This is a genomic window from Anaerovibrio sp. RM50 (assembly GCF_000622005.1).
Taxonomy (GTDB): domain Bacteria; phylum Bacillota; class Negativicutes; order Selenomonadales; family Selenomonadaceae; genus Anaerovibrio.
The window spans coordinates 140,300-156,069 of sequence record NZ_JHWV01000005.1 but is presented as its reverse complement, the minus strand read 5'-3'; the positions used below and the strand labels follow the sequence as shown (position 1 = coordinate 156,069).

12 protein-coding genes are annotated in these 15,770 nt (G+C 46.6%); all 12 read right to left on the bottom strand.

The window, feature by feature from the left end:
- Position 1: 1 nt before the first annotated feature.
- The 12 genes from rfaE2 to T525_RS0102640 all read right to left on the bottom strand — a co-directional run bounded on the left by rfaE2 (position 2) and on the right by T525_RS0102640 (position 15,746).
- Entirely contained in the window at positions 2-478 is a 477-nt protein-coding gene (rfaE2, locus tag T525_RS0102695) for a D-glycero-beta-D-manno-heptose 1-phosphate adenylyltransferase (protein WP_027405923.1), read from the bottom strand.
- A 37-nt stretch (positions 479-515) separates the two neighbouring features.
- The gene (locus T525_RS0102690) at positions 516-1,514 is read right to left on the bottom strand and encodes a bifunctional heptose 7-phosphate kinase/heptose 1-phosphate adenyltransferase (protein WP_037324916.1); all 999 of its coding nucleotides are present in this window, start codon (positions 1,512-1,514) and stop codon (positions 516-518) included.
- Between the two features lie 13 nt (positions 1,515-1,527).
- Positions 1,528-3,063, bottom strand: a complete 1,536-nt coding sequence (locus tag T525_RS0102685) for a hypothetical protein (RefSeq protein ID WP_027405921.1) — start codon at positions 3,061-3,063, stop codon at positions 1,528-1,530.
- A 175-nt stretch (positions 3,064-3,238) separates the two neighbouring features.
- Positions 3,239-5,113 carry an LTA synthase family protein gene (locus T525_RS0102680; RefSeq protein ID WP_232219180.1) on the bottom strand — a complete coding sequence of 625 codons (1,875 nt, stop codon included), beginning with the start codon at positions 5,111-5,113 and terminating at the stop codon, positions 3,239-3,241.
- 273 nt (positions 5,114-5,386) lie between these two features.
- Positions 5,387-6,316 (bottom strand): hypothetical protein, encoded by a 930-nt coding sequence (locus T525_RS13985; RefSeq protein WP_037324914.1) that lies wholly within the window; start codon positions 6,314-6,316, stop codon positions 5,387-5,389.
- Between the two features lie 521 nt (positions 6,317-6,837).
- Entirely contained in the window at positions 6,838-8,157 is a 1,320-nt protein-coding gene (gene hemL / locus T525_RS0102670; protein WP_027405919.1) for a glutamate-1-semialdehyde 2,1-aminomutase, read from the bottom strand.
- Positions 8,158-8,254: 97 nt separating this feature from the next.
- Positions 8,255-9,232 carry a porphobilinogen synthase gene (hemB, locus tag T525_RS0102665; protein WP_027405918.1) on the bottom strand — a complete coding sequence of 326 codons (978 nt, stop codon included), beginning with the start codon at positions 9,230-9,232 and terminating at the stop codon, positions 8,255-8,257.
- A gap of 69 nt (positions 9,233-9,301) precedes the next feature.
- A complete protein-coding gene (locus tag T525_RS0102660) occupies positions 9,302-11,068 on the bottom strand; it encodes a phosphoethanolamine transferase (protein ID WP_198022587.1) in 1,767 nt (588 codons plus the stop codon).
- Positions 11,069-11,115: 47 nt separating this feature from the next.
- On the bottom strand, positions 11,116-12,633 hold the full coding sequence (cobA, locus tag T525_RS0102655; protein WP_027405916.1) for a uroporphyrinogen-III C-methyltransferase: 1,518 nt from the start codon (positions 12,631-12,633) through the stop codon (positions 11,116-11,118).
- Positions 12,634-12,852: 219 nt separating this feature from the next.
- Positions 12,853-13,794 carry a hydroxymethylbilane synthase gene (gene hemC, locus T525_RS0102650; protein ID WP_027405915.1) on the bottom strand — a complete coding sequence of 314 codons (942 nt, stop codon included), beginning with the start codon at positions 13,792-13,794 and terminating at the stop codon, positions 12,853-12,855.
- Positions 13,787-15,079 (bottom strand): glutamyl-tRNA reductase, encoded by a 1,293-nt coding sequence (gene hemA, locus T525_RS0102645; RefSeq protein ID WP_232219179.1) that lies wholly within the window; start codon positions 15,077-15,079, stop codon positions 13,787-13,789. Before hemA ends, hemC begins: the two co-directional genes overlap by 8 nt.
- A complete protein-coding gene (locus T525_RS0102640) occupies positions 15,042-15,746 on the bottom strand; it encodes a bifunctional precorrin-2 dehydrogenase/sirohydrochlorin ferrochelatase (protein WP_198022585.1) in 705 nt (234 codons plus the stop codon). The genes hemA and T525_RS0102640 overlap by 38 nt, the downstream gene beginning before the upstream one ends.
- Positions 15,747-15,770 lie beyond the last annotated feature (24 nt).

Here is a 15,770-nt window from a genome sequence, read left to right as displayed (position 1 = left end):
ATTAGCCATTGCTGTCACCTGCCTGGATTTTCTTGATAATATTTGTGGTGGAACGGCCTTCAACCAAGGTTACCAGCTCCACTTCACCACCATATGATTTCACAATCTGCCCCTCTGGAAGGGTCTCCAGGGTATAGTCCCCACCCTTAACGTATACGTCGGGATGAACCCTGGTAATAAGGGCTTCCGCCGTAGGCTCGTCAAAGATTACCACGTAATCCACGCAAGCCAGAGCATCAGCCACCTCTGCCCTGTCCTCCTGACAATTGATGGGACGGGTTGGACCCTTGATACGCCTTACGGAGGCATCACTATTAAGGCCCAACACCAGGCAATCGCCAAAGGAGCGGGCTTTTTTCAAATATCTCACATGGCCTGCGTGGAGAATGTCAAAGCAGCCATTGGTAAAAACCACCTTCTGGCCGCCCTCCCGCAGAACCTTGCAAAAATCTGCTATTTTCGAAGCATCAATAAGCATATTATGTACCTAAATATAAGTCAAAGGGGCATGGCCCTTACATATTTTTCGTGATGTAATCTCTTAATTCCTTGGCACTTACGGTGGAAGTGCCCATTTTTCTTACAGCTATCCCGGAGGCAACATTGGATAAAGTTGACGCTGTCAAAGGGTCTATCCCCGCCGCCAAAGCCAGGATAACCGTGGCAACGCATGTATCACCGGCACCGGAAACATCGAAAACCTCGCTCTTGTCAGTAACGGGAATATGGTCCACAGAGCCACCTCTCATAAATAGGGTCATGCCCTGTTCGCCCCGGGTAATAAGAACCCCCTTGGCCTCCAGCTTTTCCAGAAGCTCTTTTCCGGCCTCTATAAGCTCTTCCTCGTTGTTAAGTGTTCTCCCCACAGCAGCCGCCAGCTCTGCATCATTTTGCTTGATGAAATCAACGGTTTTAAAGCGGAGAATATCATAGCGGGAATCCACAATGGTGGGAATATTATGCTCATGGCAATAGTCAAAAATCTGTTTTTTCAGCTTTTCTGTAATGGTACCACTGCCATAATCACTAAGAACTACCCCCTTGACACTTGGCATAGTCTCTGCCAGATAACGGGACAGCTCCGCCTCATGGGCAGGGGACATGGGCTCTTTGCTTTCCTTGTCAATACGCACCACCTGCTGACTCACAGTGGTTCTGCCACCTGCTATAACCCGGGTCTTGGAAATGGTGTCACGATGGGCATCCTTTATAAGGCCAGTTACATCCGCCCCACGGCCCTCAAGGATTTCAGTAAGGCCCCTGGCCCCACTGTCATCCCCCAAAAGCCCTGCGGCATGAACCTTGCCCCCAAGGGTTGCGGTATTATTTACCACATTGGCGGCGCCGCCAGCCACCACCTTTTCCGAGGCCTGCTCCAGTACCAGAACGGGAGCCTCCCTGGAAATGCGGGAAATAGTGCCCTCAAGGTAGATATCAGCAATCATGTCGCCGATTATCAGTACCTCACTGCCCTGAAACTCATCTATTGCATTTAATAAATCCTTCTTATCCATAACGGCCCCTTTATTACCACGGATTGAACTGCAGGGTAAAGCCAAACTCATGTCTTTTGGCCCGATAACGGGAAATAAGCTCAAGACAATGGAATTCGTGGAACCAGTAAAGATCCATATCCGCAAGGGTATAGTTGCTCATATCGAAGGCTGTTCCCACTAAAAATCTGTCCCTGTCATTGAATTTATAGCTAAAGCCTGCAGACATTTTGCGGGAATAATCATCAAGATCATAATCGAACACGGAATTCTTGTTGTTGGCCTGGGTGTAGCTGTATCTGGTGTAATATGTCCAGCGGTCATCCACGTCACGTCTTAAAAGAGCCGCATAGCCAAGACCCTTAATACGGGAATGGTTGTAGGATTCATCAGTAACAGAGTAGGTGGTACTTAAATCCAGCCTGTGATTGCCACCTAAATCAATGGTATCGTGGCTTAAAGTGAGTCCATAATATGTGTGCATACTATGGATGTTGTTCTGACTCCAATGACCACGCTCATAGTTCAGGGCCACCGTAAATGGCAAATCCCCTAATGGGATTGCTTTGGTATATCTGAAGGAAGGTGCCTTCTTAACCCACTTATTGCTGGAGCTTTCGTAATAACCGGTCATAAGCTCGAATTTACCCAGATTATTATCATAAATCATGGCACCGTGGCTATGAAATCCGTTTTTTCCGGTATATATAACATCTGCATTTAAATAGAAATTATCAGTTAAATAATAATTAAAATCCTTGCTTATCCACCAGCCATCATCCCGGTTGTAGCCAACCCGTGGCATTTCCAGGTTATTGTCATCCTTGTCCAATCTGAAGGTATGCTTCTTGGCAGAGAATACAGGCACATCCCCCAGCCAGAATTTCATATCATGGCAGACCATTTTGTCCCCGGGGTAAACCTCAATTTTGGAGGCAGTACTGCGATAATCAGGATGCTGGGCTGAGCATTTTGTCATGTAGCCATCATAAACAATGATTTTGTCAGGATACAGCTCAATACGCTTGCCCTTAATGTACTCTTTGTCAATCTTGCCGCTGACATCCTCCATGTTGCCGGTCTTTTTGCCATAATTGTACTGAATTTTGTAGCCATCCATGACGATCTTGGCCTGGCCCGGAGTCATCTGAACCACATGGCCCTTCCCGGGAACATTTACCTCTGTATTTTCCAGATTGCCCTTTACTTCCTCTGTCTGAAAACGCTGGGCATCCAGAGATGTAATATTTACTTTTCCAGTGGCATAAAAGTCACCGCTGTGCTGATCGTAGAAGAGCTCGTCACCTTCCAGAGCAACGGGAACATTCTTGGTGGGATCCAATGGATCCCTAAGGTTCTTGCGCATTTCAAAGGCGTCATGAACCAGCTGCTTCTGCTCATCCAAAATGGCATTTTCCCTGGCCGAGCGTTTGTTATTTTCCAAGTAATCCAGCACATCAGCATTGGTGTCAGTGCTGGCATTATATGTTGAAGCAGTTGCTGTAATTGGCAGAGCCAAATTGGCAGCAACCAGTCCTGCACAAAGCAGGGCCTTTGTATTTCTGTTCATCGGATATTTATCCCCTATCTAAACGGGCATCAGTGTACTGATTTGATCAAAATATTATTATGCCAGCCCACTGTCCCTTAATTGCATACATACTCTACTATATGATACTCTTTTTACCATGATAAAACAAGAATTCAGCACGATTATTAAGTAATCTAAGGAGAGTTTTTGGGCATTACTCAAAAGAAGTTCCCTTTTCCATCAACCACCATGAAAGGGTCCTTATTTTTGTCAATATTTCATCTACCTTGCCCCGTGCCTTTTGTGGATCCTCAGCTGAACCTCCCGGAATGGTCTCTACCCTGTTACCTGTCAAGGAGCCTATGGTATTATCAGTAATCCAGGTGGAGGAACTGAAAGCCCCCTGAGGATTACGTGTCATGCTCTCTGCCAAGGAATAATAATGGAACCCCTTAGGGGCAATTAATTCAATCAATGTTGCAGTGATGCTTGTATGTCCACCAACTGCATGGGGAGATAAAAGTTGTGGCTGCACGCCCTGACCGTATAAAACAAATGGAACACTTTGATGCTCAAATACAGTAGGCCGGGTCCCCGGAGATGTACGGGCAGCATGGTCTCCTGTCAATATAAACAAGCTATCCGGATATTCCTCCATAGTTTTATGGACAAAATCTGACACCACCTTATCCATATACCAATAATGTCCCATTTCGGTGGTCAGGTCCTCCACGTCTTCTATATTGTCCAAGGCTGCAATTGCATCCCTGGTTTTCGCAAAGTCAAAGCCTTCCTTCTCTAAATCCAAATCATATGGCGGATGATTGGTTACCGTCATTATCACGTGCACAGTGGGTGGTTCCTCCGACAGATGCCTGAACAAAGCATCAAAGATATAGCTGTCCTTCGTACCCCAGGCATTTTGTCTTGGAGCCTTATAATCCGGATAACCATAAAAATGATGGAAGCCCTGGGCCAGGGTAAATCTATTCATATTATCCCAAGATGAGATGCCGCCGTACCAAAAATCCACCTGATAGCCCAATCGCTCCAGCTGGGGAGCCATTGAAGTAATATAAGGTGCATCGTAGCTTCTTGGCTGGTATTGGGCATCCATATTTACTGCAGAAAGGCCTGTGATAATGCCAACGATACCAATGGCTGTACCTTCACCATTTGGCAAAAATGATCTGGTAGAATAGGAATTTGGTTCTGCCATCAACCCTTTTATGCCATCAGCCACATGCAGGTTTTCATATTTTTCCAGCATAGGCCACTGGGCCCAGGATTCACCAATTATAATAAATATATGGCGGGGACGGGGCAGTATAGCCCCCTGGGCTTCCCATTCCAGATAAGGACGAAGCTCCTCCGATTCTCCATTATATCCGTTAATACTGCGGGCAAATTCCCGAATCCGTGAAGCATCTACCCCATCGATTTTACCAGCCCTCATATTCTCTGCAAATTCCCGCACCCGATACAAAGCCTGGATATCATCCAGAATACATTCATTGAGGAATTCATCATTGGTGACCCCTGCACTGAGCCAGCTTACCCCATCAGCGTAGGTGAAGCTGCCGCCAAAACGCACAAACACCGCAAAAGCCGCAATTGCCACCAGCATAACAGTAGCTACAAGGATTTGTTGCACAAAACTGGTGAATTGGGGCAGAGACAAAACATGCAATTTATTCAAGGCATATTGCAGAATTTTCCAGCAAACTGCTGTCAACAACACTGCCAGCAGCAGTCTCCAAATTAGCCCATATTCTTCCACGAGAGTCCAAAACACAGCATTACGATCATCGTTCCAGCCCATGAGGCAATGTAAATCAAATGTGGAATGAAAGGCCCTGTAATATGGGAAACGGGCCTGAAATAAAATCGCCAGAAAAAATGAAACCAGGCCGCCCCACCACAGGCGCAGCTTTTCTGTTGCCAGTTTAGGCAATATTAAACATGGCAGAGTACAAAAAGCAAAGGCTGGGATGGTTAAGGCGCCTGCGGATTTTGAACTCAAACGGAGCCCCGTCCACATGGCCTTGCCTATTTCGGATGCCTCCACAGTGGTCATGTAATCGGACATCTGCCATATAAAATAGCCACGATAAAAGCAAAGCAGCAATAAAAGGAATAAAAATAATATTAAATCTCTCTGTATATTTTGAAAAAAGCGGTTCAAACGCATTTTTTTATTTCCTCCGCAAAACACATTTTTGTTACTATAGTGACATAATTTCAGTACTCCCCATTTTAACAAAAATTGCTTCTCTTGTATACTTTGTGATATTGGTAAAATAAAATCTCCTCCGATATGATAAACCATACCAGAGGAGATTACTATTTCTTATTCTTTTAATCAGAACTGCTCAGCGCTGGTGGTTGGGATACCATATACTGTGCTGTCCTTTTCGGTCTGGAGGTACATCTCAGTGCCCTCAGGAAGATTGATGTTCTTGCCCTTTACAAAGGCACCGCCGATGATACCGATTGGACCAAGGATAATCATGCTGGCAAGGCTGGCACCAGCTGCCATACCCATGCGCTCCATATTTTCTTTTGCTTCCTCACCCAGGGTCATATCAATCTTGGTGCCGTCCACTGCCTCAATATCCTTGAAGTCGATATTAATTTTGGCATCGCGGCCGAAATTCTGAGCCTGGGATACTTCGGTAACTACGCCTTCACCCAATGCACCGGCAGTAATGAGAAGCATGTCGTTTTCAATAACGTCCTCAGCTGCCTGGAATTTAATTACATCACCCTTCTTTAATTCCTTGGCATTAATTGGGGTAACGAGAGAAACCTTTACCAGAGTATTGGCTGGTACATTCACCTGGGTCAACGGAATAGTGGTGCTGCCGAAGGCGAAGGTGGACAGACCTTCAATGCGCTTCTTGATGGAGCCCTCGGAGTTCTTGCCGTTAATCTCAAGCTCCATGGCAGTGATGCGCTTCTGAATAGGGTCTGCACTTACCTTGTGGGAAATGGTCCACTCCAATGCATTGAGCTGGGTAATGAGGGATGGTCCGTTGGAGTTGTCGAAGGTTGCATCGTACAAGGCATTGATGCGGTTCATCATGCCGCTGCCGTTGTCAGTGCATTCGTAATCCTTCTCCACTTTTTCAATGCGCTCCACAATGGCACCGCTCTGCTCCTGGCCGTAGGTTACAGTTTCCACCGCACCCAGCTTGCCGTTGGCGGTGTTTGGGACCTCTGCGGCTGCAGTGCCCAGAGAAGATACCAGGAACACGCCGCTTAAAAAGATACTGAATAATTTCCTAAACATTTCAAAATCCTCCTAATTATGATTGCTAAAGGGATATCATATATAGTTTTTTCCGATAGGGGCATTGCTTTCAGCAAGGGCCTCAGGGCTAAAACTATTGTTTTGCCTTCAATTAGTCATCAAGAAAAATCCAAACTCGCTTCGCTCAAACAATGGATGTTTTCTTGATGTGTAAGTATGCAAAAAATAGTTTCTTAACGCCCTTCGCCCTAGCGCTTCAAGCAATTGCCCCTATCATAAACATCTTATACTTACATATACAAGCATATCATTTAAATCTGATTAAAAAATGAATAAAATTTGATTATACATTTTGAGAAGCAGGGGAATTTTTTCGCCTGCAAGACCGGAGTTCTTCTGCCGAAGGCTCATCATGGGCACTAAATACATTAACGCCACGATGTAAGTGCGACTGTGTCGCCTTCGAAGGAGACTGTGCACTCAATACATGATGATTAGAACGGAGGTCTGAAGCCGAAAAAGTTTCACCGCTTCGTTAATTGTTCAACTCAGCAGTATGATTACTTTAGGAACTCTGCAACCTTTTTAAGGGCGGGGCCTGCAGCTTCGATGGTTTTTTCGATGTCTTCATCGGTGTGGGCACCGGACATGAACAGGGTCTCAAACTGAGATGGGGCAAGATAGATGCCCTGCTCCAGCATGGCCTTGAACCAGACCTTGAAGGCCTCCTGGTTGGAGGCAGCGGAGGTTTCATAGTCCACTACTTCCTTGGCGTTGAAGAAGAAGCCAAACATGGAGCCAGCCTGCTGAACCTGCAAAGTTACCCCTGCTTCCTTGGCCTTCTGGGCGATACCCAGCACCAGCTTCTTTGTCTTGATGGTGAGAACACGGCTGTAATCCGGCTCTCCTGGCTCAGGGTCCTCAGTGATAATTTTCAATGTTTCCAAACCAGCAGTCATGGCCAATGGGTTGCCGGAAAGGGTCCCCGCCTGATATACAGGTCCCGCCGGAGCTATATGGTTCATTATATCCCGTCGTCCGCCATATGCTGCCACTGGGAGACCGCCGCCAATAATCTTGCCAAGACATGTAAGATCAGGGGTAACGGCGTATGCCTTCTGGGCTCCCCCCAGTGATGCACGGAAGCCACACATTACCTCGTCAAAAATCAACAGAGAACCGGTTTCCTTGGTGAGCTTTCTGAGAAGGTCAAGATAACCAGGCTTTGGAAGAACCAGTCCCATATTGCCTGCCACTGGCTCCACAATTACAGCAGCAATTTCGCTGCCGCTTTTTTCCATTACCTCTTTAAAGGCATCAAAATCGTTGTATGGAATGGTAATTGTGTCGTTGGCAGTGCCCGGGGTTACGCCGGGACTATCTGGAACACCGAAGGTGGCCAGACCAGAGCCCGCCTTTACCAGAAGGCTGTCACTATGACCGTGATAGCAACCGATGAATTTCAAAATCTTGTTGCGGCCGGTGAAGCCACGGGCCAGACGAAGGGCGCTCATGGTGGCCTCCGTGCCGGAGTTAACCATGCGGATAACCTCAATGGAAGGATATACCTCCATTACCAGCTTGGCCAGTTCACTTTCAATAAGAGTAGGAGCACCGTAGCTGGTGCCACGGGTGGCTGCTTCCTGCAAGGCCTTTACCACCTGGGGATGGGCATGACCCACCACCATTGGGCCCCAGGAGCCAACATAGTCTATGTATTCGTTGCCATCAATATCGTAAATATGGGAGCCCTCAGCCCTCTCGATGAATGGAGGGTTGCAGTCCACGTTTCTGTAGGAACGGACAGGGCTGTTTACGCCGCCGGGCATTAAGCGCTTGGCTTCTTCAAAGGCTGCGGCAGATTTCTCTAAGTTAAGCATATTATAATCCTTTCCTGCTTATTGTCATGTTACAGGCGGGAAAAACTTTTTCGGCTTGCAGGCGAAAAAATTCCCCCGCTTCAATTTTTTGAAAATACTATTTCTCTGAAAGCCACTTGGCGGCATCAATTGCATGATAGGTAATAATAATATCGGCGCCGGCACGCTTCATGCTGGTAAGAGTCTCCAGCACAATGCGCTTTTCGTCAATCCAGCCGTTGGCGGCAGCTGCCTTCACCATGGCGTATTCGCCGCTGACGTTATAGCAGGCCACTGGAAGATTTATGCGGTCACGGACCTTGGAAATAATATCCATATAAGCAAGAGCAGGCTTCACCATAATGATGTCAGCCCCCTCAGCCAGATCCAGCTCCACTTCCTTCATGGCCTCACGGCTGTTGGCAGGGTCCATCTGATAGGCCCGTCTGTCCCCAAACTGAGGAGCAGAGTCCGCCGCATCGCGGAATGGTCCGTAATATCCCGAGGCATATTTCACCGCATAGGACATGATTGATACATTAATGAAACCATTTTCGTCCAAGGCTTCACGAATGGCTGCCACACGGCCGTCCATCATATCGGAAGGGGCAATAATATCTGCACCGGCCTGGGCCTGGCTTACAGCCACCTTCTGAAGGAGCTTCAATGTGGCGTCATTGTCCACATAATGGCCGCAGAGCTGTCCGCAATGGCCATGGCTGGTGTACTGGCAAAGACAAACGTCACCGATAATTACCAGCTCCGGAACTGCTTCCTTGATGGTCTTAATGGCCCGCTGAACAGGGGAATTCATATCCCAGGCACTGGAGCCAATTTCGTCCTTGTACTCCGGAAGTCCGAATACCTCCACGGAAGGAATACCCAGTTCGTAAATTTCCTTGGCCAGCTTCACCGCTAAATCCACGGAATAACGGTAGCAACCCGGCATGCTGGAAATTTCTTCCTTCTTGTTTTCCCCTGGGATAACAAACATTGGATAGACAAAATCCTTTGGGGAGAGATATGTCTCCCTTACCATGGCACGAACATTTTCACTGATGCGCATACGACGTGGGCGCAGCTTCTGCTCTAACATAGGCATTCCTCCTATTTAATGTGATAAATTAACCGTCATAACTTTTATTAATTAAGTTGATAAGTCGCCCTAGTGCAAGAACGGATCTTTTAAAATCTTTACTGTTTTCCCAAAAGTATATAAATCATCTATAGTGTGTGAATAATGTGAACTTGATAAATCTTCACCAGAATCGTAATAATTACATTCTGCATTTATAATACCGAGAAAAGTATTGTAAATCATATCATTGGTAAAGAAAGTAGATTTATTTGCAACTAAACTCTCATATTTATCCATATTATTCTTTTGAAATTCTTTTCCCAAATATATAAACATGGGGATTCTAACTTTATCAAATGAACGATCACTAGGTCCGTGTCCAGTAACGAGATTTTCTCCATGATCCGAAAAGTATAGCATTGCCTGCAAATTTAAATTATTATTTCCGTACTCATATACATTCTTCAGAAAATCATCCACAAATCGAATTGCATTGGAATATTCTGCTTCCCTGCTGTTGTCATGAAAAACGGTATATCCATCAGGATATCTTGCACTGTAAGAAGCATGGCTTCCATTACCATGAAACACAATAAAATTATTTTCCTCCGGATTAATCTTATAGAGATATTTAAGCATATTATCATCATATTCACTAGCTTCTCGGTATATTACATCGGCTCGAGAAGCTACAAGAGAAAATGTTGACGCTCCGTCTCCCCCCGCTAAATTGGTAATCCAATATGTTTTATACCCCTTTTTCTTTGCAACATCTATTATATTCATAGAATTTAAAAAATCTTTTTCATTGTACTGGCTCTTTTCTGTTAGAGCATTTTCTAAAACCTGTTGCGTTAAACTATGACAACCATAAGCATTAGAAAAAACTATAAAATCACGATTATTACTGCAATCACATAACCAAGGTGTATTATCATATGGAAAGTCAGGTGTATATATTTTCATATAATTGCGACTTGCAGACTCACCAATAACCATCACCACTGTGTGTGGATTCGTAGTAATCTTTTTTTCAGATGATAATTGTATAGTCTCAATTGAGTTAGACACATATTCTCCATAATTTTTTATATCATTGCTGTAATTAACAGCCGACACATAATCCTTTACCCAATCCGTATCTGCAAGGGTAACTGTAGGATAGTACGCCAATGCAATCATAACAACTATAACCAAAAACTTATTTCTCGGTAAATTACTATGCGGATAACAATACATCTCTTTTTTTCTTATTACCTGCAAAATTACCAGCAAAAAACCTCCAACCAACAACAAAAGCAATAAGTTTGACAATCCTACATAGGTTGTTATCCACTCAACGGCTTCGTTGTAAGTTGTATTATATACGGCCAGCATCTCTTCATATACTATGGGATAGCCATATATTTTGTAGTGAATTAAAGTTACAAAAGTAACTGAACATAACAGCAATTTCACAATATCTGCCAAAACGAAAAAAACACTACTTGTCGTAAATTTCTCACAATAATACTGTGTCACAATGAAAAAAGCAGCACCATATGTCCCTATGAAAATTTCATTTTCAAATATATCGCCAACTCCCATATAAAAGCATTTATACAACGAAAAAGCATACCACCATACCATTACAAATAGTTGCGTTAACCATCTTACATGGAAAAATGAACATCCTATGATATATTGAACAACATAAATTACAATTGCACAAACTATACTTTTCCGAATAAACAACCCTATACCAGAACTGGATACTTCATGTTGAGTCACGAAGAATAAAGAACACATTGTAGCTAATACCAACACAGATTGTAACAAATATGACAATTTTGTATATTTTATTGTTTTCACCATAGTCATTTCCTTAAATATAATTTGTAATCATGTACAGACGCTTTTTATCACAATGCCTCCTTCAGGGCCTCCACAAGGCCCTCAATGGTATATTCCCTGGCCTCTGCACTTACTGCAAGGCCATTTTTCTTCATGGTTTCGGCGGTAATAGGGCCGATGGCGCAAAGCTTCGGCTGATTGAGAAGACTGGCGTCTCCCCCCAGCAGCTTAAGGAAGTTGGTCACAGTGGAGGAGCTGGTGAAGGTTACAGCGTCAATATTGCCTGCTTCAAGCTCCTTCTTGATTTCCTCAGCATTGCCTTCTCCCATAACCGTCTCGTAGGCTGGGGCCACATCTACTTCCGCCCCGGCTTTTCTGAGGGTATCTGGGAGGATTTCACGTGCCTCTGCAGCCCGTGGGATAAGCACCTTGGTGCCCTCCTTAATCTGTCCCTTAAGGGCATCAATAATGCCCTCCGCCTGATAGCGGTCAGGAATTACGTCAGCCACAAGACCGTGGGCCTTAAGTGCATCTGCTGTGGCTGAGCCAATGGCACATAGCTTGGCTCCCGCCAGTGCTCTGGCATCCTTTCCGACCTTTTCCAAACGCTGCCAGAAGTGATCCACTCCATTGGCAGAGGTGAAGATAAGCCAGTTATATTTATTAAGATTCTCAAGTGCCTTGTCCAAGGCCTTGTAATCATCCTTTGGTGCCTTTATGGAAATAGCAGGTGCCTCAAGGCATTCTGCCCCCAGCTCCTCCAGCTGGAAGGTGAGCTTGGAAGCCTGGGCCCGGGAACGGGTCACAAGAATCTTCTTGCCAAAGAGAGGTTTCATGGCCACATTATCAAACCACGCTAAATCTTTCCGCAGATTAACCACATCACCCACAAGGAAAATGCATGGTGGCTTGATGGCTTCCCGCTTGGCCATGTCCGCCGCATCGTCCAAAGTGCTGGTCCAGACCTGCTGCTTCAGCTTTGTGCCCCAGCGAATAATGGCAATTGGGGTAGAAGCTGGTCTGCCATTTTCAATAAGCTTTGAAGTAATTTTGGGCAAGTTGGCCACACCCATAAGGAATACCAGGGTGTCAGTGGCCTTGGCCAGCTGTGGCCAGTTTATGTCGGAGGTTTCCTTGGTAGGGTCCTCGTGGCCTGTAATTACTGAAAATGAAGCTGCAACCCCGCGATGGGTTACTGGGATTCCCGCATAGGCTGGTACAGAAATGGCTGAGGTAACCCCTGGTACCACTTCAAATGGCAGATTGTTTTCCTTGAGAAGAAGGGCTTCCTCGCCGCCACGGCCAAAAACAAATGGGTCACCACCCTTGAGGCGCACTACGGTCTTGCCCTCCTTGGCCAGATTAACCAGAAGCTGGCAGATTTTGTCCTGGGTCATGGTGTGCTGACTGGAGGCCTTGCCCACGTAGATGTATTCGGCGTCCTTTGGGGCATACTGCAGAATGCGTGGGTCTGCCAGACGGTCATATACCACGGTATCAGCTATTTTCAGGCAATCAACTGCCTTTATGGTTAAGAGGCGATAGTCTCCGGGACCGGCGCCAACGAGAAATACTTTTCCTGCCATATTTATCTCCTTATGTTACAACTTTATTGTTACAGACGGGGAAAACTTTTTCGGCTTCAGACCTCCGTCCAAATCATCATGCACTATATATTCGGCTTCTTCGAAGGCGACAGAGTCGCACTTACATCGAGGCATTCATGTATTTAGTGCCCATGATGAGCCTCCGGCAGATGGACTCCAGTCTTGCAGGCGAAAAAATTTCCCCCGCTTTATATTTTTCTACAGTTCTATACCTAACTCGCTTAGGACTGTGCGGCCGCCGGCTGCCAGAAGGCGGTCTGCCAGCTGCTGTCCAAGGCTTTCTGCCTCATTTGGCTGGCCCATAATGTGGTCTCTGTACACCTTGCTGCCGTCAAGGGATGCTATAACTCCTTCCACGGTGAGGACGCCATCATTCATGGTGCCATATACTCCCACAGGCACCTGGCATCCACCCTGAACCCGGTTCAGGAAAGAACGCTCCGCCTTGGTGCATGTCAATGTGTCATCATCGTTAAGGAAGGCCACCAGTTCATTGACTTCTTTGTCATCAGCTCTGGACTCCACGGCCAGTGCCCCCTGGCCCACAGCCGGAAGGCAAATTTTCTTATCAAGCACATCTGTGATCATGTCCCCAAAGCCCAATCGCTTCAGTCCAGCTGCTGCCAGAATTATGCCGTCGAAGTTTTCCTCCTCCAGCTTTTTCAGACGGGTATTTACGTTACCACGTAAGTCGCAGATGGTAAGATCCGGCCTTGCGCTTAGGAGCTGGGCCTTTCTTCTGAGGCTGGATGTACCAATTTTGGCTCCCTGGGGCAGCTGGCTGAAGAGCTTGTATTTAGGGCTTACCAGCACGTCCCCCGGATCCTCACGCTTTGTAACGGCGGTAATTTTCAGTCCCTCGGGAACCTCCACGGGCATATCCTTTAGGCTGTGTACCGCAATATCAATATCCCCGTTAAGCATGGCAGTTTCCAGTTCCTTGGTAAAAAGTCCTTTACCGCCAATTTTCGCCAATGGGGCATCAAGAATCTTGTCCCCCTTGGTGGTCATAAGCACCCTTTCCACCACCAGGCCGGGATACTGCTTTCTCAGTCTGTCTGCAATGTAATCAGCCTGCCACAGGGCCAACTGACTGCTGCGGGTGCCGATTACGATTTTTTCTTTTTTGTTGTCACTCATCTATGGATTCCTCCTGCAGCTTAAACAGCTTGCGGATGGCAAATTTCAGCACTCTTTCCCGCGAGGTGCCTGCTGTATTATTAACCATGCGCATAGGATCACGAAGCATCTTGCGCACTATCATGTGGGTCATTTTGTCGACCACCTTGTATTCTTCCTCTGTTAAATCCGGCAGCTTCCGCATGGCCCGCTTAAGCTCCCGCTGGCGGATATATTCCGCCTTGTCCGTGAGCTGGGCCATAACCGGCTGCATGGAAAGGTAGTTAAAACGCTCCAAAAGGGCGTCCACCTCTTCCTGGATTATGCGCTGGGCCCTAATGGCCTCACGCTGGCGCTCATGGAGATTGTCGTCAACCACAGCCTCCAGGTCGTCTATGTTAAATAATTTTACCCCAGGAAGACAGCCCACATCCGGCTCCACATCCCGTGGCACAGCAATATCTATAAGCATCAGCGGCTTATCCGGACGGGAGGCCATAACGTGAACCATTTCCCGCTTGTAAATAACGTAATGGGGAGCCCCAGTGGAGGTGATTATAATATCCACCTTGTCCAACAGCTCAAAAACCCCATTCAGATCCACTGCCGTGCCGCCGTATTTATCCGCCAGCTGCACCGCCCGCTCAATGTGGCGGTTGGCCACATACAGGGTTTTCAGTCCGTGGCTCATAAGGTGGGTGGCAGTAAGCTCCGCCATTTTTCCCGCACCAAAAAGCAGCACGCTGCAGTTGGTGAAATCCCCAAAGGTATTCTTGGCCAGCTCCACCGCCGCATAGCTCACGGATACCGCATTAAAGGCAATCCTTGTCTCAGTGCGCACCCTTTTCCCCGCCGCAATGGCCCTGTTGAACATAAGGTTCAAAATAGTTCCCGTGGCTCCTGCGGTCTGGGCAATGGCATAGGCGTGCTTCACCTGGCTGAGAATCTGCCCCTCACCGATAACCAATGAATCCAGACTGGAGGTAACCCGCAGCAAATGCTCAATGCAGTCCTCGTCCTCGTATTTATAGGTGTAGCGATGGAAAAACTCCTGGGAGCATTCCGTCTTGTTCAGATCTCCCCAGAAGCTGGCCAAGGCGTTGCTGCAGCCCCGGCTCACCACCGCATATATCTCACTGCGATTGCAGGTGGAAAGGACCACAGCCTCGTGGAGATGCTCGTATTTATATAGTTTTTTTAGGCCATCACGGATAGTTTCCGGTGAAAGGCTGAATTTTTCCCGTACTTCCACGGGGGCTGTTCTGTGGTTAAGACCCAGCGCTATTAATTGCATTCCTGATTTCATGTTTCGCCCTATCCAAATCGTGATTGTAAATTAAATCTATTATTTTTGGAGTCAGTGCCTGACGCCAAATTTTCTGCCGCTGTTTTGAGGTGGCAGCCCTGTACCCCGACCTTTCGCCAATAAGCTCCTGACGGAGTTCCTCAATAAAATCTGCCATTTCCCCAAAGCCCTGATGATACCGCTTTTCCAAATCCTGTCTAAGGAGACGGGTATAGGCGGGGCTTGCCCCTTCACTGGAAACGGTAAATTGAAGCCGTCCCTGTTTTACCACTCCGGGCACTGTAAAATCGCAAAGCTCCGGCTGGCTGGCCACATTCACCAGAATGCCCAAATCCTTGGCATCCATTGCCGCCTGTCGGTTAACCTCTAAATTGTCCGTGGCGCAGAAGACACAAAAAAAGCCTTCCAGCAAATTCTTGCTGTAAGTCTCCTTTTTCCATGTAAGTCTCTTATCCCCGGCCCATTGCTGAATTTCATCATCAGCCTCGGGGGATATGACCGTTATCAGGGCGTGGTTTTCCAGCAGCCGACCGATTTTTCGGCAGGCCACCTGGCCGCCCCCCACCACGGCACATTTTCTGTTATCAAGCTTCAAATTTATTGGATACATTTTATCATCTTCAATAAAAGAATTTAATGAACCGCATTCATCTTTTAAATTATACATCAGTTCCCTGCAAATTAAAAGAGC